At 60.4% G+C, this 21,233-nt stretch carries 19 protein-coding genes, 1 tRNA gene and 1 pseudogene; 11 read left to right on the forward strand and 10 right to left on the reverse strand.

Annotated features, from left to right (window positions below):
* Positions 1-100: 100 nt before the first annotated feature.
* The 5 genes and pseudogenes from ACW4PC_RS04130 to ACW4PC_RS04150 all read left to right on the forward strand — a co-directional run bounded on the left by ACW4PC_RS04130 (position 101) and on the right by ACW4PC_RS04150 (position 3,348).
* Positions 101-400: a hypothetical protein gene (locus ACW4PC_RS04130; RefSeq protein ID WP_455872894.1), complete on the forward strand. Its 300-nt coding sequence runs from the start codon at positions 101-103 to the stop codon at positions 398-400.
* Complete coding sequence (locus ACW4PC_RS04135) at positions 397-732, forward strand: hypothetical protein (protein WP_455872895.1); 336 nt, start codon at positions 397-399, stop codon at positions 730-732. The genes ACW4PC_RS04130 and ACW4PC_RS04135 overlap by 4 nt, the downstream gene beginning before the upstream one ends.
* A gap of 47 nt (positions 733-779) precedes the next feature.
* Positions 780-1,286: a DUF995 domain-containing protein gene (locus ACW4PC_RS04140; protein ID WP_455872896.1), complete on the forward strand. Its 507-nt coding sequence runs from the start codon at positions 780-782 to the stop codon at positions 1,284-1,286.
* A gap of 12 nt (positions 1,287-1,298) precedes the next feature.
* A pseudogene (locus tag ACW4PC_RS04145) lies at positions 1,299-2,256 on the forward strand (glycoside hydrolase family 26 protein).
* Between the two features lie 126 nt (positions 2,257-2,382).
* Complete coding sequence (locus ACW4PC_RS04150) at positions 2,383-3,348, forward strand: squalene cyclase (RefSeq protein WP_455872951.1); 966 nt, start codon at positions 2,383-2,385, stop codon at positions 3,346-3,348.
* A 158-nt stretch (positions 3,349-3,506) separates the two neighbouring features.
* On the opposite strand, the gene ACW4PC_RS04155 is transcribed toward ACW4PC_RS04150, so the two are convergent.
* Both ACW4PC_RS04155 and ACW4PC_RS04160 read right to left on the reverse strand, forming a co-directional pair.
* Complete coding sequence (locus tag ACW4PC_RS04155) at positions 3,507-3,650, reverse strand: DUF1127 domain-containing protein (RefSeq protein ID WP_074061123.1); 144 nt, start codon at positions 3,648-3,650, stop codon at positions 3,507-3,509.
* A 298-nt stretch (positions 3,651-3,948) separates the two neighbouring features.
* Complete coding sequence (locus tag ACW4PC_RS04160; protein WP_022715389.1) at positions 3,949-4,095, reverse strand: DUF1127 domain-containing protein; 147 nt, start codon at positions 4,093-4,095, stop codon at positions 3,949-3,951.
* 860 nt (positions 4,096-4,955) lie between these two features.
* Between ACW4PC_RS04160 and ACW4PC_RS04165 the strand changes: the two genes are divergently transcribed.
* The 4 genes from ACW4PC_RS04165 (at position 4,956) to tig (ending at position 8,553) form a co-directional block, all read left to right on the forward strand.
* Entirely contained in the window at positions 4,956-6,059 is a 1,104-nt protein-coding gene (locus ACW4PC_RS04165; protein WP_455872897.1) for a DUF2157 domain-containing protein, read from the forward strand.
* Positions 6,056-6,646: a GDYXXLXY domain-containing protein gene (locus tag ACW4PC_RS04170; RefSeq protein ID WP_455872898.1), complete on the forward strand. Its 591-nt coding sequence runs from the start codon at positions 6,056-6,058 to the stop codon at positions 6,644-6,646. Before ACW4PC_RS04165 ends, ACW4PC_RS04170 begins: the two co-directional genes overlap by 4 nt.
* A 154-nt stretch (positions 6,647-6,800) precedes the next feature.
* Positions 6,801-6,885 (forward strand) — tRNA-Leu (locus ACW4PC_RS04175).
* Between the two features lie 186 nt (positions 6,886-7,071).
* Positions 7,072-8,553, forward strand: coding sequence for a trigger factor (gene tig, locus ACW4PC_RS04180; protein ID WP_372417343.1), 1,482 nt, complete (start codon positions 7,072-7,074; stop codon positions 8,551-8,553).
* A 107-nt stretch (positions 8,554-8,660) separates the two neighbouring features.
* Here the strand turns inward: tig and sthA are convergent, their stop codons facing one another.
* The 5 genes from sthA to ACW4PC_RS04205 form a co-directional block, all read right to left on the reverse strand.
* Entirely contained in the window at positions 8,661-10,067 is a 1,407-nt protein-coding gene (gene sthA / locus ACW4PC_RS04185; RefSeq protein ID WP_368359585.1) for a Si-specific NAD(P)(+) transhydrogenase, read from the reverse strand.
* 102 nt (positions 10,068-10,169) lie between these two features.
* On the reverse strand, positions 10,170-10,745 hold the full coding sequence (locus tag ACW4PC_RS04190) for a dual specificity protein phosphatase family protein (RefSeq protein WP_455872899.1): 576 nt from the start codon (positions 10,743-10,745) through the stop codon (positions 10,170-10,172).
* Positions 10,746-11,199: 454 nt separating this feature from the next.
* Complete coding sequence (locus ACW4PC_RS04195) at positions 11,200-11,553, reverse strand: Atu4866 domain-containing protein (RefSeq protein WP_455872900.1); 354 nt, start codon at positions 11,551-11,553, stop codon at positions 11,200-11,202.
* A gap of 135 nt (positions 11,554-11,688) precedes the next feature.
* The gene (locus ACW4PC_RS04200; RefSeq protein ID WP_455872901.1) at positions 11,689-12,240 is read right to left on the reverse strand and encodes a nuclear transport factor 2 family protein; all 552 of its coding nucleotides are present in this window, start codon (positions 12,238-12,240) and stop codon (positions 11,689-11,691) included.
* A gap of 91 nt (positions 12,241-12,331) precedes the next feature.
* Positions 12,332-13,390 (reverse strand): aldo/keto reductase, encoded by a 1,059-nt coding sequence (locus tag ACW4PC_RS04205; protein ID WP_455872902.1) that lies wholly within the window; start codon positions 13,388-13,390, stop codon positions 12,332-12,334.
* 100 nt (positions 13,391-13,490) lie between these two features.
* Here ACW4PC_RS04205 and ACW4PC_RS04210 point away from each other — a divergent pair, with 100 nt between their 5' ends.
* Positions 13,491-14,381, forward strand: coding sequence for a LysR family transcriptional regulator (locus ACW4PC_RS04210; RefSeq protein WP_455872903.1), 891 nt, complete (start codon positions 13,491-13,493; stop codon positions 14,379-14,381).
* Positions 14,382-14,530: 149 nt separating this feature from the next.
* Here ACW4PC_RS04210 and ACW4PC_RS04215 read toward each other — a convergent pair whose 3' ends face one another.
* The 3 genes from ACW4PC_RS04215 to map all read right to left on the reverse strand — a co-directional run bounded on the left by ACW4PC_RS04215 (position 14,531) and on the right by map (position 19,372).
* Entirely contained in the window at positions 14,531-15,985 is a 1,455-nt protein-coding gene (locus ACW4PC_RS04215; protein WP_455872904.1) for a PAS domain S-box protein, read from the reverse strand.
* Positions 15,986-16,349: 364 nt separating this feature from the next.
* A complete protein-coding gene (locus tag ACW4PC_RS04220; RefSeq protein WP_455872905.1) occupies positions 16,350-18,143 on the reverse strand; it encodes an adenylate/guanylate cyclase domain-containing protein in 1,794 nt (597 codons plus the stop codon).
* A gap of 395 nt (positions 18,144-18,538) precedes the next feature.
* Positions 18,539-19,372, reverse strand: coding sequence for a type I methionyl aminopeptidase (map, locus tag ACW4PC_RS04225; RefSeq protein ID WP_455872906.1), 834 nt, complete (start codon positions 19,370-19,372; stop codon positions 18,539-18,541).
* A gap of 955 nt (positions 19,373-20,327) precedes the next feature.
* Here map and ACW4PC_RS04230 point away from each other — a divergent pair.
* Positions 20,328-21,230: an adenylate/guanylate cyclase domain-containing protein gene (locus ACW4PC_RS04230; RefSeq protein ID WP_455872907.1), complete on the forward strand. Its 903-nt coding sequence runs from the start codon at positions 20,328-20,330 to the stop codon at positions 21,228-21,230.
* Positions 21,231-21,233 lie beyond the last annotated feature (3 nt).

Consider the following 21,233-nt stretch of genomic DNA (forward strand, 5'->3'; position numbering starts at 1 on the left):
GGTCACGTCTTCGTCGGCGTCACCTATCCGGACTTCCTGACTGCATTTCTCTGCCGCTGTCTCTGGTGCTGATTGCGCTTGCTCTCTTCTGGAGGCTGCAGTGCAACTTTCCGGCCACATGACGCCAAGCTTTTCGGCTGGGAAGGCATTGCCTTCGTTCTCCTACGCTGGCCGTGGTCGCTTGCCGGAAGCGCTGGCTGCGCTGCGCGATCACGTCTCCGGCTCCTTTGTCGATTTCCGCATCACGCCGAAGGGCACGCAAGCGCAGAGGACGCTGCCGGCGGTCGTTCTGCTTCCCTATGTGCTGCCTGGCGGGTATTTCCCTTGCCGCGATGATGCTGGCACCTGCCGCAAGGCGCTGCCCGCGGCTTTTATATCTTCGCCGGCATCAACGCCGTGATCTATGCCGCGCTGACCACGCTTATCGTTGCGCACCACGCACGCGAGAACGGCTTGCCGCTTATGCCCCGCTCACGCGGTCTAAGGCTCGTGGCGGCCAGCGCGCTGACGCTTCTTGTCGCCGGCAGCGGCGAAATCCGCCTGCACGGCCTGAGCAGTCTCGAAGCGCTGTCGCATGGCCAGGGCATCGTCAGTTTCACGGAAGCAAAATTCGCAGTCGCAGGCGCCGGTCTCGGCGGTGGCAAGACGCGGATCGTCAAATTCCGCTTCAAGTGGAATGGGTTCCGGCAGCAGGCTGCCGCAGGATCACAGAGAGTTGAGCCGAGCGCGTAGAGTCGAAAGCCATGTCGGCAGGTGCGCTTCGGTTGAAGGAGGGTGCAATGAGAATAGGAACAAGAACATATGGCGCGGCTGCTGCCGTCCTTAGCCTGGTACTTTGCTTGCCGGGCGCGGCGGCGGGAGCCGAAGCGAAGAAAGCGCCGATGCCGCTCAGCGCCTACGAACTCTACCAGCTCTATCGCGACAAGACCTGGACCTGGGGCGCCGGCGGCGGCCGCTTCATGGACGAAGGCCGCCGCTTCGTCGCCTGGACGAACGACGGCGGAAAGCAATGGGTGGCCGAGGGCCGGTGGGTCGTCGACGATCTCGGACAGATGTGCATGCGCGCCACCTGGACGAACGAACAGGGGCCGGCCCGCGTCAGCACCTGCTTCGGTCACCGCAAGATCGGCAGCGTGATTTATCAGAAGCGCCAGCCCGACGGCAATTGGTACATCTTCCGCCACGCCTCAGCGCGCGCCGGCGATGAATATCTGAAGCTCGTGCCGGCAGATACCGTCAGCGCCAATGCGGATGCCTACAGGCAGAAGCTGATGGCTCGGAGGTAAAAGGAGAAAGCCATGAAGAAGCTAAGGGAAAGAATAGTCTCGGCCACCGCGATCGCGCTGCTACTGTCGGTTGCAGCTGACCCGAGCCTGGCGCAGGAAGCAGCTGGAGTTCCAGCACCCTTGAGCCAGACAATCGTTGACAAGCGCCCCGTTCTGCATGCGGACGGCATCAAGTTCGGCGCCTATGACCCGCACGGCGATTTCACCTCGCAGCAAGGTGTCGCGACTGAACACCTGTTCCTGCCGTGGGAAGACGTCGATCTCGAAACGCTGAAGGCGGCAGACGCCTATGCGCAGGCGAGGGGACGCAACCTGCTGATTTCCGTCGAACCCTGGTCATGGGATGTCGACTGGCGGCTGACCTCCGATGAGCTGCGCCAGAAGGTCCTGCGCGGCGATTACGATGTCAACATGCGTGCGATCGCCCAGATGATCACAAAGCTCAAGAGCCCGGTCATCGTCCGCTGGGGGCAGGAAATGGAAGATCAGAACAGCCGGTTCTCCTGGGCTGGCTGGAACCCGCGCGACTATGTCACCGCATACCGGCGGATGATGGATATCGTGCGTGCCGAGGCACCTGGGGTGGAAGTGATGTGGTCGCCGAAGGGACTGGACGAGACTCGATGCCTACTATCCGGGTGACGATTATGTCGATCTCGTTGGCCTCTCCGTCTTCGGCCTGGAGCCCTACGACACACTCGCTTATGGCGGTCCGCGTGACTTCCGCCAGGCGCTGACGGACGGCTACCGCCGAGTCTCGGGATACGGCAAGCCCATCTGGGTAGCCGAACTGGGCTATGAAGGGAAAGACGCCTACATGCGGCCGTGGATCGACACCGTGACGTTGAAGCACAGCGATTTTCCGAAACTGGAAGAAGTCGTCTATTTCAACGACCGCGACGTCCATGCTTGGCCCTTCAATCTCGGCCGTCCCAACTGGAGGGTCATCAAGGGCGACGAGACGAACTAGGCGTCATCGACCAAGAGCTGTGGATGGCTAGCCCGGTTTCTCGCGACTGCACCGGGCTGGCGCAGGCCGGCAGAAGTGGATTATAAGCGAGCTATCGACCCCGATCTGCTGATAGGCACGCCCGACATGGTTCACTCTGGCTCGGTGATCGACTGGCTTCTCCACTCCGACCCATCGATCCGATGGCAGGTGATGCGCGACCTGATTGACGCCCCGGAGCCGGAGTGGGCGGCGGAGCGGACGAAGGTGGAGACCGAGGGCTGGGGCGCCAGGCTTCTTTCCTACCAGGACGAGGACGGGCAATGGGCGGGCGGCTCCTTCGTCCCAGCCGATTTTGATCCTTGTGAGTGGAAGCAGCACGGTCAGCCGTGGACGGCCACGACCTTTTCGTTATCGCAGCTGCGGGAGTTTGGTCTCAATCCCTCGTCGGATCGGGCCAAACGAACTGTCGAATTGATCGGCGCTAACGCACGTTGGGATGAGGGCGGCCAGCCCTACTGGGAGGGCGAAGTCGAGGAGTGCATCAACGGCCGGACCGTTGCCGATGGTGCCTATTTTGGGGTTGACGTCTCGTCCATTGTCGACAGGCTGGTAGGCGAGCGTCTCGCTGACGGCGGCTGGAACTGTGAGAGGCTCAACGGCTCGGTCCGCTCGTCATTCGCCAGCACGATCAACGTGCTGGAAGGGCTCCTGGAGTACGAGAGAGCCACAGGGGGTACGCGTCAATCTCAAGAGGCTCGTAGGTCTGGCGAGGAGTATCTCCTGGAGCGCAACCTCTTCCGCCGTCTCGGCACGGGTGAGCCGGCAGACGAGCGGTTTCTGCGCTTCCTGCATCCGAACCGTTGGCGCTACGACGTCTTGCGTGCGCTCGACTATTTCCGCTTCTCTGCGATGTTGACCGGCGCCGATCCCGACCCGCGACTTGGCGAGGCTATCGGCCACATCCGTTCCAGACGCCTGGAGAACGGCACCTGGCCCCTCGACTGGAGCCTGGCGGGGCGGGTGTGGTTCGAGGTCGACGACGGGCAGGGCGAGCCCTCGCGATGGGTGACCCTCCGGGCGATGCGGGTGCTTAGGTGGTGGGAGAGTTAGCCGATCTAGATTTTCCCACCAGGCCCACGAACGTTCCACCAAGAAAGAGATCGAGGCTGCTCGTTTCGCTGGCACACAGCGCCCGGAGCCGACACAGAACCTAAAAACGAAAACGGCGCCAAATCGGCGCCGTTTTTGGTGTATCACGCCTGCCGCGATTAGCGGAACGAGCGGGATGCGATGTTGCGGATCTCGTAGCGGCTGATGCCGATGTCGGAGAGCGTCTGGTTCGAAAGGTTGCCCAGCTCATTGAGCGTGCGGCGGTAGCTAATCCAGCTCTTAGCAATGCGGATCGGGTTCATTGTCGTCTTCCTTAGAACGTTGCCTCGCGGGCGGCGCCATCGCCGTCTCTGCGGTTGACATTCATATAGTGGTTCCCGGTCATATTGTGCAGTGCAAAGAAAAGGCATCTGCTATGCATTTGTGCAATGTGATGCACGATAAATACGCAGAAGCCATTTTTTGAGCGGTAGAAGAGAAGGCGCTTTCCGCTGCAACTAATGCGAAGGTGCAAATTGAACAAAAGAAAACGCCCGTTGCCGAAGGCACCGGGCGTTTTGAAGGAGGAGATCAGCTTGGGAGGACGCTGATCGCCTTGAATTAGCGGCCAGAAGCCTCGCGAGCAACGCGATGGATGTCCGAACGGTCGATGCCGAGGTCGTGCAATTCGCGGTTGGTCATGCGGCCGAGTTCGGTAACCGTCTGACGGTACTTGCGCCAGTTGTTGAACGAGCGTGTGAAGTTCATTTTAATCCCCTTTCCGAGGGCTTGCCATCTGCCAGCTGCTGCCCATCAGCGCTGGCTTGCGTTTGATGACCAGAATATATGTTGCGCCGCAAAGAACTAACAGAGACAAGATTTCATTCCACCTATGCATTCGACGCAAGTCTCTGGCGGCAAATTACGTGATTCCGCCGCCTTTTGGTCAACGAATAGGCAGAATGTTTTTTCGGCGGGCATGGCTTTAAGTTCGATTGCTCAAATCGTCGTCAGCCGGCATCGCTGCGCTATGGTCGCTCTCAAATTCGAATCAGCACCACTCGCCCTTCGACACAGCTTTGGTATTGGCAAGAGACCGGCGCGTTTCCCAAACCGTCGGAGCCGGGCGTTTCACGACTTGGCGAGTCTCTCGGCGAAATCCTTGCAAACCGGCGGGCTAATCGTTTTATGCCGCCAAACCAAAACGCCCACCGGGGGAGGATCCGGTGGGCGTCATGTTGGTGACTGACAACTGGGAGGAGGAGTGTTGTCAGTCTATCGGAGGGCGCTGGGAGGAGGAGTGCGCTGCTCCGAATTTCGTTACGGACATCATATCCGCAGGCATCCGGTAAACCGGGCCGGGCTGCCATACCCGCGCTTCTTGATCGTCAATATAGTATGACTAATGATTATTTTGCAGTGCAATATTTTCATGGTGGCCATGCGTTTCATGCATGCCTTATCTGCAAGGACTCTATACTAGCTCGCTGCTGTTAATGCCCGGTTAATTCCGTACCAAGTTCGCACAGTGAAGTATCTTGAACGGCATAGGTTCGGGAGATTGCGAAAGACACTGCTCCATCTATAAGATTGATGGGAAAGCCGCTGGAATTGGCACGGAGGCAGGCATGTATCGGGGACGGTTGGAGCGGGATCTGTCGCTCTGGGTGGAAAAGGGTCTGCTGCCCGAGGCGATGGCGGAATTGCTGCTTGTCGAATATGACAGCCGGCCGGCAAGTTTCAGTCTCGGCAATGTGCTGATGGTGCTTGCCGCGGTCTTGCTTGGGGCGGCTGTCCTGCTGCTCATCGCCTCCAACTGGGAGGCGATCCCGCGGCTGGTCCGCGTCGGCGCGATCCTCGCCCTGATCTGGGCTGTTTATCTCGGCGCCGCGCTGATGTTTGCCCGAGGGGCTTCGGCGGTTGCGAGCGGCCTGCTCGTCATCGGTGCCCTGAGCTTCGGCGGCGCGATCTCCCTCATCGGCCAGATGTATCATTTGTCGGGTGACGAGCAGACTGTCATGTATCTCTGGTTCGCGGTCGCGACCGTGTCTGCCGCGCTCTTCCGCTCAGGTGTCGTGACTGCCATAGCCGGCTTTCTGTCCTGGGCCTCATTCGCTGTCTATCTGACGGACTACGGTGCGCGCTGGGTGGGCTTTGATCCCTGGGCGCCGCCCGTCATGGCCGTGGTCATTGTCGCACTGGTGCGCTTTACCGGCGCCGATCGTGCACGGCATCTTGCCTATCTGCTTGCCGTGGGCTGGCTTGCATGGCTCTACACGTTGCATGAAGATATCCGGATGGCGTTCGCCTTCGTGCTTTGCGGCATGGCCGCGTTCGTGGCCGTCAGCCTGCCGCCGCTGCGTGGCGTTGCGTTCATAAGGACTGCGGGTGCTGCGCCGGCCTTTTACCCATTCTTGGTGGCGGCAGTCGGATTGCTGTTGCTCAACATAGAGCACGATGAAGGCTGGCCGCTTGTTGTGGTCGGCATGGCAACGCTCGCAATGGCCGTGCTTGCGATCGCGCTGCAGGGCCGAGACAACGGCGCCGTGCGCTATCTTGCCTACGCCACCTTCGCCGCCGAGGTTTTCTATCTTGCTTCCGTCACAGTCGGTTCGATCCTCGGAACGTCGAGCCTCTTTCTTCTGTCCGGTCTGCTGGTGGCGATCGTCGCCTGGGTGGTGATCCGCCTCGAGAGACGTTTCGGTGCAAGGTCGACGGAGGTGACGGAATGAATGCGTTGTTTTCAAAACGTCAATCGGGCAGGCGTTACCTGATTGCGGCGGTCATTGCTGCCGCCCTCCAGACCATCATTCTGGGATACATAATCGAAAGCCGCGCGGCGATTCTGCGTAGCGGCACCGAAGTCCTGCTGAAGACGACACCTGTCGATCCACGTGATTTCCTGCGTGGCGACTATGTCGTGCTGAATTACGAGATTTCGTCGGTTCCGGCACAGACGGTGGTCGGCGGGCTGCCCACCATCCCGGGCGAGCAGACGCTCTGGGTTCGCTTGAAAAAGCAACCGGACGGCTTTTGGGCAATCGTCGAATCCTCGTTCCGGCCGCTCCCCGAGGCAGCGGAAAGCGCCGTGCTCAAGAGCCGTCCATTTTACACCTACGGTGTGCGCACGGCCGACACGATCCGCGCCGAATACGGGATCGAACGCTATTATGTGCCGGAAGGCCGAGGCAAGCCGCTGGAGGAGGCCCGGCAGGACGGCAGCGTTTCGATTGCTGCGCGTATTTCAAGCGATGGCACGGCTCAGATCCGCAGCTTGCTCGTAGACGGCAAGCCCGCCTATGAGGAGCCGCTTTACTGACTTTGGCGAAATGCCAGGAGAGGGGCCCTGCAGCCCAAAAAATCCCTGTCATTTGGCCTTCATTTTTCCTTTGCCTCCACCAAATCGGGTGATATAGAGACGCCGCGCTCCGGAAGGCCTCATGTGCAGGCAAATGCATTGCGGTTTTGCGAACGCGGGTATGGTGAAATTGGTAGACACGCCAGATTTAGGTTCTGGTGCCGCAAGGCGTGGGAGTTCAAGTCTCTCTACCCGCACCAAAGCTGGCTTGCAGGTGGGAAGACCGGGATAGGTCGCCCCAATTACCCGGCAGGATGGCGCCGTCCCCCCTTGGGTGGGATGCATTGGAATCTGACAAAAGCCACGCGCGGCAATTTTTCCGGCGTCGTGCTCATCGAAACGAACGGCGTCTGGGCACGGCCGCCACGAAATGAAGGTAGGAAGACATGCAGGTTATCGAAACGCTCGCTGAAGGGTTGAAGCGCGAAATCAAGGTCGTTATCCCGGCCAAGGACATGGAAAACAAGATGAACGAGCGCCTTGCCGACGTAAAGGACAAGGTACGCATCAATGGTTTCCGTCCGGGCAAGGTCCCCGTCGCCCACCTCAAGAAGGTCTACGGCAAGTCGATCATGGCCGATCTCGTCAACGAGATCGTTCGCGAGCAGCCTACCCAGATCCTTTCCAGCCGTGGCGAGAAGTCCGCCACGCAGCCGGAAATCGCAATGACGGAAGACAAGGACGAAGCGGACAAGATCCTCGCCGCTGAGCAGGACTTCGAATTCACGCTCTCCTACGAAGTTCTGCCGCCGATTGAACTGAAGTCCGTCGAGGGCATCAAGATCACTCGCGAGGTTGTTGATATTTCTGACGAAGAAGTCAACGAGCAGGTCCTCAAGGTTGCCGAAAGCGCCCGTTCTTACGAAACCAAGAAGGGCAAGGCCGCCAATGACGACCGCGTCACGATGGATTACGTCGGCAAGGTCGACGGTGAAGCCTTCGAAGGCGGCACCGATCAAGGTGCTGAACTCGTCCTCGGCTCAGGCCGCTTCATCCCGGGTTTCGAAGACCAGCTCGTCGGCGTCAAGGCTGGCGACGAGAAGACCATCACTGTGACCTTCCCGGCCGACTATCCGGCAAAGAACCTCGCCGGTAAGGAAGCCACCTTCGACGTCACCGTCAAGGAAGTTGCTGCTCCGGCCGACGTGGAAATCAATGACGAGCTGGCAAAGAAGCTCGGCCTCGAATCCGCCGATCGCCTGAAGGAAATCGTCCGCGGGCAGATCGAGTCGCAGTATGGCTCGCTGACCCGCCAGAAGGTCAAGCGCCAGATCCTCGACCAGCTCGACGAGATGTACAAGTTCGAGACCCCGAAGTCGCTCGTCGAAGCCGAATATAACGGCATCTGGAGCCAGGTGAACAACGATCTCGCTCAGTCCGGCAAGACCTTCGAAGACGAAGACACGACGGAAGAGAAGGCCAAGGAAGAATACAAGACGCTCGCCGAACGCCGCGTCCGCCTCGGCCTCGTCCTCTCCGAAATCGGCGAAAAGGCCGGTGTCGAAGTGAGTGAAGACGAAATGCAGCGCGCGATCTACGAGCAGCTGCGCCAGTATCCGGGCCAGGAGAAGCAGATCCTCGAGTTCTTCCGCAGCCAGCCGGGCGCCGCCGCTTCGATCCGCGCGCCGATCTTTGAGGAAAAGGTCATCGATCACCTGCTGACCGAGATCGACGTCACGGACAAGAAGGTCACCAAGGAAGAGCTGCTCGCCGACGAAGAAGGCGAAGGTTCAGCGAAGGAAACCAAGAAGGCCGCGCCGAAGAAAAAAGCAGCCGCAAAGGCTGAAGCTTCCGAAGGCGAAGAGGCCGCTGCTCCCAAAAAGAAGGCCGCTCCGAAGAAGAAGGCCTCCGAAGGCGACGCCGAGTAATCGGTTCTTCAAAGACTGAAATTAAAGGCCCTGCCGGGTTCGGCGGGGCCTTTTCTTTGGGCGGCAATGCGAGTGCTATGCTGGGCAGCGCTGGTGAGGCGGGCGGCTCAGAGTTCCGACTTGATGTCGCCCATGCGGTTCCAGGCGTCGAGCCCGGCGATTTTGTAGGCTTCCGCAAGCGTCGGATAGTTGAAGGTATTCTCGACGAAATACTCGACGGTGCCCTTGAGGTTGAGCACTGCCTGGCCGATATGCACGAGTTCGGTCGCCCCTTCGCCGACAATGTGAACGCCGAGCAGACGGCGGGTCTTCAGTGAAAAGATCATCTTAAGGAGACCGGTTTCGAGGCCCATTATGTGACCGCGCGAGGTCTCGCGGAACCGGGCGATGCCGCATTCGTAGGGAATGCCGCGCTCCTTGACCTCTTCTTCCGAAAGGCCGCAGGTGGAAATCTCCGGCACGGCATAGATGCCGTAAGGGAAGTATTTCGGAGGTTCCTTGGCGATCGCGCCGATGGCGACGCGGGCGGCGATGCGGCCCTGCTCCATCGAGGTCGAGGCGAGGCTCGGAAAGCCGACGACGTCGCCGGCGGCATAGATGTTCGGCACCGAGGTCTGGAAGGTTTCCGGATTGACCTTCAGTCGGCCGCGGCTGTCTGCCTCGAGGCCTGCGGCAGCAAGGTTGAGCGCGTCCGTCGCCCCCATGCGCCCGGCGGCAAAAAGCACCATGTCTGTCGTCAGGTGGCGACCGTTGTCGAGCGTCAGCGCGACTTTGCCGTTGTCGAGCGTCTCCACCTTGTCCGCCTTCTGGCCGAGCAGCAATTTCATGTTGCGGTCACGGAGCTGGTAGGTGAAATCCTCAACGATCTCCTTGTCAATGAAATCGAGCATGGTCGACTTGGGATCGAGCAGGGTCACGGCCGTATCGAGGGCGCTGAAGATTGTCGCATATTCGATGCCGATGACGCCTGCGCCGATGACGACCATCGAACGCGGCAGTTCCTTGATATCGAGCAGTTCGTCGCTGTCGATCACGCTCTTGCCGTCGAAGGGGATGTAATCCGGGCGGAATGGCTTGGTGCCGACGGCAAGCAGGATGCTGGCGCAGCTGACCTGCATGGTCTCCCCGTCATCCTTGATCACCTGCAGCGTCGAGGGATCAACGAAGCTTGCCCTGCCGCGGATATGCTGGACGCGGTTGCGGGCGAACTGGTGCTCGAGCACTTCGACCTCGTGGTCGAGCGTAATCAAGAGGCGGCGGCGCAGATCCTCGGCACTGATCTCTTCCTTGACGCGATAGGCACGTCCGTAGAAGCCGCGCTCGCGCCAGCCGGAGAGATTGAGAGCCGTCTCCCGCAGCGTCTTGGAAGGGATGGTGCCCGTATGAACCGAAACACCGCCGACACGCTTGCCCTGTTCGATGACCAGGACCTTCTTGCCGAGCTTCGCAGCCTGGATGGCGCCTCGGCGTCCCGCCGGACCGCTGCCCACAACAACAAGATCGTACTGAAACATGGCTCGGCCCCGGAATTGGAATTTGGAATCATATATTGCGACGCAAAATGTCGCTCATCCACGGGTAGCTGGTCAATGTTACAGATTGTCTTTCGGCTGATGTCAGGAATTGCCGAAAACGAAAATCTCCAATTTCTCGAACGTGCGATCCATCGCGAAAGAGCGGCTGAACGGGAAGGGCAGGTGCCCGTAGAGAAGCGACAACTGGCCCTCGGCAGCCTCTTCGTCCTTGCCGGCGACGGCGGCCAGATAGAGAGCGGAGGCAAGCCCGGTGCGATCGGCACCGGCGCGGCAATGGATCAGCAGCGGTTTGGGCGCGTCGCGCATGATGGCGATGAGGTCCTTGGCCTTTTCCGGGCTCAGTTCCCTTCCGGCGGACATTTTGAAGTTGATATGGACGATGTTCAATGCTTTCGCCTGCTGAACCTCGTCGGCGTACCATTTTGAGCTGTCGGCCTTACCCCTGAGGTTGAGGATCGTCCTGATGCCATACTGTTTTTCAAGCTCTGTGATTGATTGGGCGGACGGCTGCGACGAACGGTAGACTTCGCCGGCAACGACCGTTGCGAAATTGTCCGTTGCCTGCAGATAAAGGAAATAACCGCCTGCGGTGAGCAGGAATAGGCCGAAGAGCCTTAGCGCCGCCTTCCCGTAGCGTGGCAAGAATTTTATCGTCATCGAATGCCTCTGCCTCGGAACGCTACCTGCGAGGCAGCATGCGCTCATTGCGACCCGAAGCTGACAGACACCTGAATGGTGGCGCTTTTAAGCGTCTGCCCCTCCATTGGCGGCAGGCCCGTCCTTGCCGTTAATGATGTGGTCGTGGATATCCAAGGGCTTTTGCTGGGATCGACTGCTGTTCGGCCAAACTTTTTGACCTTATCAAGGATGGCAGCGACGACGTGCGCCCAGCTGTTCGCACGCTTTCGAGGCGAAGAAGCTTTGGCCCCGCGCTGCCGCGCTCTTCAGACTTCAATCAGTTCCCTCGCACCAAAAGGGTGTGGGACGATGGGACCTGGTGAGATGGCGTACGACGACTAATCTTCTGCGACGCAGCATCGCCGATGCGAAGGAAGACGCGCTTCGACCGCGGCGCGGAAGATCGTACCAAAAGCAGATCGGCGCTGCGCCACTATTGTTTCGACACGGAGGGGTCTGCGATACGTTCCGTAAGGCGGCGGCGCAAAACCATACCTCCGTGATGCAAGGTATTTGCGTCGACGAAGTCGCCATCGGCGGTGAAGCCGGTGTTGTCCCAATATTCGATGTGTGTGCCGGTCACTTCGTAACGCCCTTCATAGGCGCGTTCGCGTTTGCCGCGTGCCTCGACATAACGCCCGCTCGGCAGGAGTTCGTGGTGGACATGGCCGTCGTCGGTCACCCACATGCCGCTATACGGATGGCCAGCCTGCAATTTGGATTCCCCGGCTTGTACCGATTCACTCAAGAGTGTGGCGGTCAACACGATTGCAAATGCATGCCGCATGATCGGGCTCCTAAACACTTATTGTATAGCTTGGCTGCCAGAGCCGAATTAGGTTCTGCACGGGTCTGAGGTCCGGCTGTCTTGGCGGCTGACGACGCGAGAGGCCCACCCCGCTGGCGAACTCATGACCGCCGGCTATTGCCCACGCGGCTCGTTGTTCTCGACAACCTGCTGGTAGGCGACGAGATCCAGAAAGGCCTCGGCCTCGACGACAGAGCCGTCCTTCATCCGAAATATCCAAACGAACTGGTTGCGATAAGGTGCTCCCGCGGTTGTCGTGGCCGTGCCGTCGAAGCGGATGACGACCATGTCTCCATCGGCCATGATGTCATGCACCACCGGCAACACAGGGGTCGTGAGACGGCTGACCAGGGGGGCAGAGGCTCGCTCGACGAAATCCTGGAGACTACGGTAGGTGCCGGCTACGGGGCCGGAACCATGGATTGTCCAGACGACGTCGGGCGCGAGAAGCTCTGCAAAGACGTTACCGCCTGCACGCCATTTCTCAAAGGCCCTGCGCACGATGGCCTTGTTCTGCGTCTCGATATTGGTCTCCTGGATCCCGACACGGGCGTCCGGCGCGCTGGTCTCGGCTTGCGCCGCTCCGATGATGGCCACGAATGCTGACGCGACCAGCAGCTTGCGGCCCGCGGCGGTGAGGCGATCGGTCAGTGAGGAAAAGGTCATGGTATCATTCCCTTCTTGGGTTGCTGAAGGGCGAGGAAGGCCGCTGTCTGGGCAACCGCCCTTCACGCATGTTGGTCTTCTTCGCCTGAGTTCAGATGCGGCGAGCCACGGAAGCTCCGCCGAAGATGAGTTGCTGAACCAATGGGCGATCCACGAAACGGGCAGGGAATATCGGATCTGGGTCGCTTACCCGGTTCAGGCGATCGAGCTGCTCCGGCGACAGCGCCACGTCCAGAGCGCCCAGATTTTCCTCCGCCTGGGCGATGGTGCGGGCGCCCATGATGGGCGACACGACCGTGGGATTTGCCAGGGTCCATGCCAGCGCTACCCGAGACGGTGTCGAGCCCATTTCCTGGGCAACGGTGCGAACCTCGTGCGCGATCTCCATCGAGCGCTCGTTGAGATGCCCCGACGAGGCGATAACGCCCTTGCGGCTGGGAGACACGGCCGCTTCCCGTGAATCCTGAACGTCGGTTCGGGAGTATTTGCCGGCCAGCACGCCGCCGCCCAGCGGTGACCACGGAAGCACGCCGAGTCCCAAAGCTGCGGCCATCGGCATGAGCTCGTGCTCGACGGTGCGCTCTACGAGACTGTATTCGATCTGGAGCGCGACGAAGGGGGACCATCCGCGCATGTCGGCGAGCGTCTGCATTTCGGCGATCCGCCATGCCGGCGTATTGCAGATGCCGATATAGAGAATCTTTCCCGACCGAACGAGATCGTCGAGGGCGCGCATCACCTCGTCTGGCTGGGTCGTCATGTCCCATCCGTGCAGATAGAAGAGATCGATGCGATCAGTGCCAAGCTGCCTGAGGCTCTGCTCGACCGATCGCATCATGTTGAGGCGATGATTGCCGCCCGAATTGGGGTTGCCAGGCTCGCGGGCCATCGTGAACTTCGTCGCGATGACGAGCCGCTCACGCTTGTCGCCGACGAATTCCCCGAGGAAGCGTTCGGCGGCGCCGTTGGTGTAGTTCACCGAGGTATCGATGAAATTGCCGCCCCGATCGACATAGAGATCGAAGATGCGGCGGGCTTCGACACTGTCGGCGCCCCAACCCCAATCCGACCCGAAGGTCATGGTGCCCAGGCTTATGGGCGAAACACGCAATCCTGAGCGTCCTAGCAGCTTGTAGTTCTCGAGCATCATTTTGGTTAGCCATCTCCAATTCACCGAGCCAAAAGTAGCGGCTGCTAGAGGAGTAGACAACTTCCCCAATCGTGACCACTCTGGTAAGTTAACCTAACCAATGGCTGTGGATCTGAATGGCATCTCTGTTTTTCTCGCCGTCGAGGAGGCACGAAGCTTCCGCGCGGCCGCTGAGCACTTAGGTGTCACGCGGCCAGCTGTGAGCCAGACGATCCGTCGCCTCGAGGATCGGCTCGGCGTCGCGCTCGTTCAGCGAACAACCCGAAGCGTCAGCCTGACAGAGGCTAGCGAGCAGCTTTACCAGCGCGTGGCGCCAGCCATTGCGGAGGTCGGCCTGGCCCTAAACGCCACCGCGGATCGAGACATCGCTCCGAGCGGCCTTCTGCGGCTGGCAGTGTCCTCGATCGCAGAACGGTTCATCTCGGGACCGCTGCTGTCGAGCTTTGCGGACGCCTATCCTGCCGTTCAGATCGATCTGTCCGTCACGGACGAAGAATTCGACATTGTGGCGGAGGGATATGACGCGGGGGTGCGGCTTGGCGAAGTGATAGACCAGGATATGATCGCTATCCCGGTGTCCGGCGAGCAACGCCAAAGCGCGGTCGCCGCGCCTTCCTATATCGAGCGCTTCGGGAAGCCGTCGCACCCCTCGGAACTGGCCCAGCATCGCTGTATTGGCTGGCGTCCCGCACCGCACACCGCGCCTTACCGCTGGGAGTTTGGCGAAAATGGACGTGCGTTCGACGTGGCGGTCAATCCTCAGATCACCACCAATGATATGTGGCTGATGATCCGCACGGCCTGCGCGGGGGGAGGCATAACGTTTGGCATGGAGGAGACCTTCAGACCCTTCGTCTCATCCGGCAAACTGGTGCCTCTCCTCCAAGAGTATTGCCCGCCGTTCGCGGGTTTTTTCCTCTATTTTCCCAATCGGCGGAATCTCGCCCCGAAGCTACGCGCCTTGGTTGAGCATGTAAAGCGGTGGCGATAGCGCCGACGGTCTGCGGTTCGAGTGAACCTTAGGGATGTCGCGTCGATGCCAGGACCGAGCCGAAGCCACGCTGTGGTGAACTCGGGCAAGGCTGAAGGACCCCGGCTCGGGCTCGCCCAAGTCGGCCGAGACCGGTGCGCGGCCCGCCGTCAGGCTTGCAGGCGATCGCGCGGGACTGACAACCGAATGACGAGGCCCTCCGGCTTCCAGTCTCGCTGGATTTCGCCGCCGAGCTGGCTACGGACCGTGGCGCGGCCGAGAGTCGTGCCGAAGCCGTCCCCGTCAGCGGTCTGCATTACGGGCGGGCCGTCTCGCTCGGTCCAGGTGAGGATGAAGGTGTCGCCTTCCTCTTCGCACGCGATTTCGACGCAGCCCTTGTCGGTCGACAGCGCCCCATATTTCGCGGCATTGGTCGCAAACTCGTGCAGCAGGAGCGCGAAGCTCGTGAGAGACCCCCCGGAGATCGTCGCGTCGGGGCCACTTACGACAACATGGGATGTGGTTGCGTCCGCGCCGCGATCATATGGCGCAAGGATCGTCCGCAACAGGGTATGGAGCGTGGTGGCCTGCTCGATGCGGTCCGACGCCTGGGACGTCCGCGCCACCGTCAAGGCGTGAGCCTGGGCGAGCGCTCCCAGCCTCTGAGACACTGCTGTGGCGAGCTCGCGCGGTGTCGTCGCCCTTATCGCGCTCAGCGACACGACGCTGCTCGCCAGCGCGAAAAGGTTCTTGACGCGGTGATCCATCTCTCGGAGGAGAAGGTGCTGCTGCTCTTCCGCGCGCCTGCGTTCGGTGATGTCACGCGCGATCTTGGATGCGCCGATCACTTGGCCTGCGCGATTTCGGATCGGCGACACCGACAAGGATATCTCGACAAGGCTCCCGTCCTTGCGCCGGCGGATGGTCTCGTAGTGGTCGATCTTTTCGCCCCGTCGAAGCCGGGCGAGGATGTTGGGCTCCTCATCGGCTCGATCCAGCGGGATGAGCATGGTGACCGAGCGGCCGATGGCTTCTTCGGCGGTATAGCCGAAAAGCCGCTCGGCGCCGCGGTTCCAGTCGGTGATTGTGCCGTTGAGATCCTTTGCCAGGATGGCGTCGTCGGATGATTCCACGATAGCTGCGACCCGCTGCGCGGCTTCGTCGGCGACAGCAGCGTCCGATTGATCGACGAGCATGTTGACCGCACCGACCAGCGTGCCCTCGGCGTCGAAGATCGGTGTAGGAAAGGCCCGGAACAGGACCCGGCGGCCGTCCGGTCGCTCGGCAAATGCTTCGAGCCCTCGCACCGGACGCTTTTCGCGCAGCGCCATGGCCATAGGGCATTCGTCATGTGGCAAAGGCGTGCCGTCCGGCCAATATAGCTTCCAGGAGCCGCAGAATTCGCTCTTCCCGAGCTCCGGCCTCACTCCCCACAGCTCGGCGGCCGCCTCGTTGTAGAAGGTTATCAGCCCTGACGCATCGGTCGTATAGATGGCTTCCGGTAGAGCCTGAAGGATGTGCTCGATCGCCATGTTCGCGGGGATCGCGACGATAGCTGAGTGCGGTTCCGCCTCGTGACGGGACCTAGTGAAGGGCGTCTCGCTCTGGCTCAGGGGCTTGTTCATGCGATACTCCTTGCGGACTTCGTGACGGTCACATTGCTATTGACTCTTCCCCGGATGTCCGCACGATCTGGCCGCTGGTGCGGCTGAAGGTAAAGGCTCGTAAGGCGATGGCCTAAACCTACCGGATGCAGCGGCGGTTTGATAGGGCCCGTCGTCACAACAGCAGTCTGGATTTGAAATCCCGCGTCTTCACCTTAATCGTGTCCAGATGCAGGTCGGGAATTTATCCCGAGCCCGCGATTATGCCGAGCCAGTTCCACAAAGCTCGAGATTTCCGATGGTTCAGGAATGGCGAGCTCGGCATAGTGATGAGGCGTCAGTTCCATGTTCAGATCTCTCTAGGTGTTCGGCAGCCCGCACTGCTTCAGGCCGGCAACCCGGCAAGACGTAGGCCAGCGCGTAGGCGCTCCACATCCCTCGGCTCGCGCAGATATGACACATCAACAAGCCAGTCGACGTATTCCGCTGGCCCTGCGGCGGGGTCACCGATCCACAGCGTGCGCACTGCCTGGACAAATACGTCCCCACATTCGTTCGCCTCTTCGATCCTGCCTAGATGACCATAGGCCGCCGCCCGCCAAGCCATGTCTCGCGGATGCCTTATCGGGGAATCGAAGGTTCGTTGCTCGAGAAGCACAGCGGCCTCACTGTAACGTCCGAGTTGGAACAGGATGCGCGAGAGATAGTAGTTATACCAACTCGGGTGACGCGGGTTGATCCTCAAGGCAATTTGAGCGGCAGCCAGCCCACGTTCCGGTCTGCCCAAGGCCCCCTGCATCCAAGCCCAGATGATCTGGATTATCGGATCGTTCGGGTTCATGGTCCGAGCTAGATCCAGGTGACGTTCGGCTCGATCAAAATCCCGCCAGGTCAGACACATGAATCCAAGTGTGCAATGCACCTTCGGATCATTTGGATCCAGCACAAGCGCTTGCTCGGCAAAACGAAGTGCCTTTATCCTGTTCTCGTCCTTTTCCCTCGGCGCACCGATGCCATTGTCGATCGCACGATTGAGATATGCATATGCGAGGCCTGTGTAGGCCCGCGCAAAAGTAGGGTCGATTTTCACTGCACGCTCGAACAGGGAAAGAACTCGTTCCTGGCTTCCAGGCGTAAAGTCGTCGGAGAGGCGGTTGGCCTGGAGGAAGAGGTCATATGCGTGCATGTCCTCAGGCCGGCGCCGCCGCGCCGAGACCTCTCTGTCGTCCCTGACACGCTGGGCGACCGTTGCAACGATATTCTGCGAGATCTCCTCTTGAATGGCGAACACGTCCTCCATCGCCCGGTCGTAGCGCTCGGCCCACAGATGTGTCCCGCTCGTGGCCTCGATAAGCTGCACGGTGATGCGCACCCGATCTCCCAGCCGCCGAACGCTTCCTTCCACGACATACTCCGCTCCCAGCATGCGTCCGATTTGACGCAGGTCCATGCTCTGTCCGCGAAAGGCGAATGAGGAATTGCGGGCAATCACCGTGAGCTCTCTGAATCTCGAAAGCTCGGTGATGACGTCTTCAGTAATGCCGTCGCTGAAATAGGCCTGATCGGGATCAGCGCTCATGTTGTCAAAAGGCAGAACAGCGACCGCCGGCTTGTCGGATCGTCCGCCGGCGGGGAGCATTGGCGTCAAGCCGCCGACGTCCATGCAGTAGGTCCTCACCGGCCGTGCGATATTCTTTAGGTGCTGCTCCCCCACATACTCGAAGTGGAGATCGAGTTTTCCCGACAGTTGTTCGTGAGCTGAGCCGGATATGAGCACGGTGCCTGGCGGACATAGTTGCTCCAAGCGCGCTGCAACATTGACCCCGTCGCCAAGAAGATCATCTCCGTCGATCACGACGTCTCCGAGGTTTATGCCTATCCGGAGCACGATGCGGCGTTCCGCTGCAACCTGCTGCTGTTGGACGGCAAGTTTTTCCTGGACCGCCGCCGCACAGGCAACTGCTCCGACAACGGAGCCAAACTCCGCTATGAGACCATCACCCATCAATTTTACGATCCGACCACGGTACTCAGCTATTAACGGTCGGAACACAGCACCCCAGAGCTCTTTAATTGCCGCGAGCGCCCTTTCCTCGTTAGTCTCAACGAGTTGGCAGTACCCAACGACATCGGCAACCAACACGGCGGTGGTCCTACGTTCGACCTGAGGCGTTGTCATTTCGTCCTCCGCTGACGCGAGGCAGTCATCGACAGTATTCTGGAAAGCTGCTGCGATGATACCTCATCCAAGCATCCAAGACGATCTCAATCCGCTCGGTGTCACTCATCGACGATGTGCACGCAAAAGATCGAAGTGGTAGGCGTGAGCTCAACAGCCTCGTCCACCGACGGCAATCGCTTAGTCCGCTGCGGGCGCATTCCGGCCGAGGGGCGATCGGTGGAATATGCCGAGCTTGGAATCTGGAACTATCGGAAATCGCGGGCTTTAGGGAACTGGCTCGGCATAGTCTCGGGCTCGGGATAAATTTCGTTATGCCGCGTTCGGCATAACGGAATGTAGATGTCGCGCGTGCGCGGTCCTTTGGGCGCCAAACCGCGCGGGTCGGGTTCAGTTCACCCGTTGAGCGGCAGGCCTGGCCGGTCGAGGCCGCCGGGCGAAAGCGTGAAGATCTCGCAGCCGCCGGCCGTGACACCGACGGTGTGTTCGTATTGCGCAGAAAGCGACCGGTCGCGGGTGACCGCCGTCCAGCCATCGGCAAGCACCTTCACATGCGGACGGCCGAGATTGATCATTGGCTCGATCGTGAAGATCATGCCTTCGCGCAGCTCCGGACCCTCGTTGGCCCGGCCGTAATGCAGGATGTTCGGCGAATCGTGGAAGAGGCGGCCGACGCCATGGCCGCAGAAATCGCGCACGACCGAGCAGCGTTCGCTTTCTGCGTAGGTCTGGATCGCCTCGCCGATCGCGCCGGTGCGCGCGCCGGGGCGGACGGCGGCAATGCCGCGCATCAGCGCTTCATGCGTGACTTCGAGGAGACGTTCGGCGGCACGCTTGATCTGCCCGACCGGATACATGCGGCTGGAATCGCCGTGCCAGCCGTCGAGCACGAAGGTGACATCGATATTGACGATATCGCCTTCGCGAAGCGGTTTTGCGTCCGGAATGCCGTGGCAGACGACATGGTTGATCGAGGTGCATGTGGATTTGGTATAGCCGCGATAATTGAGCGTCGCCGGATGGGCGCCGTTGTCCATTCCAAATTCGAAGACAAACCGGTCGATCACGTCGGTCGGAAGCCCCGGCCTGACGATCGCCGCGAGTTCGTCGAGGCAGCGGGCGGTCAACTGGCACGCCTTGCGCATGCTCTCGAAGGCCTCGGGACCATAGAGCCGGATGGCGCCGGTATTCTTCGGCGGCGCGGAGGAGGCTTCGATATAATTCACCATTGCAGGGCCTTAGCGGAGATTGTCCTCATCGTACATAATGCAGCTATGCCGCGTTCGTCCATCGCGATCAACCGCAACCACGAGATTTGTACCACTTCGATACGGTGCAGCGGTATGCCTTTAAAGTCACGCGGTGGGCTTCACCCCGTATCTTGCGTCTTGCGTTCCACTCGGACGGCGCGCTGGAAATTGCCGCGTTGAAGTGAAATATATGACCCCGGCGCCCCGTTCGGCGGTTTTTATCCGCAACTCGGCCTCTCTGCCCGGATGCCGCGCCTTATTGGGGCGCAGGGTTTTGGGATGAGCAGCTACCAGTCCCGGCCTTTGCGGGAGGAACGGTATAAAGCCGCACGTGCGGAAACGCCAAGCACTGCTGCCCGGCCGCCGCCCGAATGCCAGGGCTTACGGCTCCCTTCGCACCTAGCGCGTCCCGTCTCGGCGCGACGCCTCGCGGTGCATTCGTGACGGGACAGCGGCAGTATCGCATGGGTGCCAAGTGTGCCGATGAAATAGTGGCAGTGGCGCGCAATTCTCATGAACATCAAATCGGATTTGGAGGAACTGGCAGCGCTCGAATTGCGCATCCGGCTGACCTTCGTTGCTAAGGGGGCCGGTCCCCGATGGCGGCGTTCTGAGTTTTCCCAATTTTCGACTGGACGCGATGGACCTATGCCGAGCATTGCCCGAAGCACTGCAGCCATAACGACCCGCCGCGCGCGGAGGCGATCGGGGTTGCAGCTCTTGCACATCCACGATTGTTGTTGAGATCGTTGCAGGCGCGGCGCTGCCGGATTAAGCCGAGACAGAGCGTATGCACGCTTGAAATGCTTCTAACGGCAGCCAAATGCGTTTTCGCAGCGAAACGGACATTGCGCAAATCGCGCTTACAAAACCGGATTTATTGACGACTTGCCCTAGCTTTGCTGATGGACACTAGGAGACGCGGCGGGACATCATGAGCGAAACGCGACGCAAGCTGACCACCATCTTCTCCGCCGACGTGCAGGACTATACGCGCCTAATGGGAGCGGATGAGGAGGGCACGCTGGCGATGCTGAAGCGGTATCGCGATGCGATGTCGCGACTCATCGCGTTGCACGGAGGGCGGGTGATCAATACCTGGGGCGACGGATTGATCGCCGATTTTCCGAGCGTCGTCGAGGCGGTGCGTGCGGCAGTCGACGTTCAGAACGAGCTCGCGGGCATGAACGCTACGCGGCCGGCGGACGGTCGCATGCTGTTCCGGATCGGCATCAATCTCGGCGATGTGATCATCGAAGGCGACGATCTCTATGGTGACGGCGTCAATATTGCCGCGCGGCTGCAGGCGTCTGCCACCGCCGGCGGGATCGTGATATCGAATACCGTCTACGACCAGGTCCGCAACAAGGTGGCCGTCGGTTTCGAATTTCTCGGGCCTTTGGTGGTGAAGAATGTCACGGAGCCCGTGCCGAGCTATGCGGTGCGCATCGGCGAAGGCATAAAGAGCGCCCCGCAGCCGGAGGCTGCAGCGAACCGACCGAAGGCTCCGGCAGTGACCAATTGGCCGCTTGGCGCAAAGGCTCGCAAGATGTTTGGTCTGCTCGCCTTGTTGAGCGCTGTGCTGGTTGTCATTAATCTTCTCTCCTGGCGGGGCGTTTTCTGGGCGGCATGGCCGCTTCTGGCCTTTGCTGTCCTGACGGCAATGCTATGGGTGCGGAACCAGAACCGTGTCGATCGGGGCATCGCCGCCCTCGGCGTCGCCGGGCTTGGCATGATCGCGATCAACCTTCTGTCGTGGCACGGGATATTCTGGGCGATATGGCCAGTTCTGGGGCTGGCCGCCGCTGCCGGCGTTCGATGGGTGATGCGAAACTGACCC

This window comes from Rhizobium yanglingense (assembly GCF_977109285.1).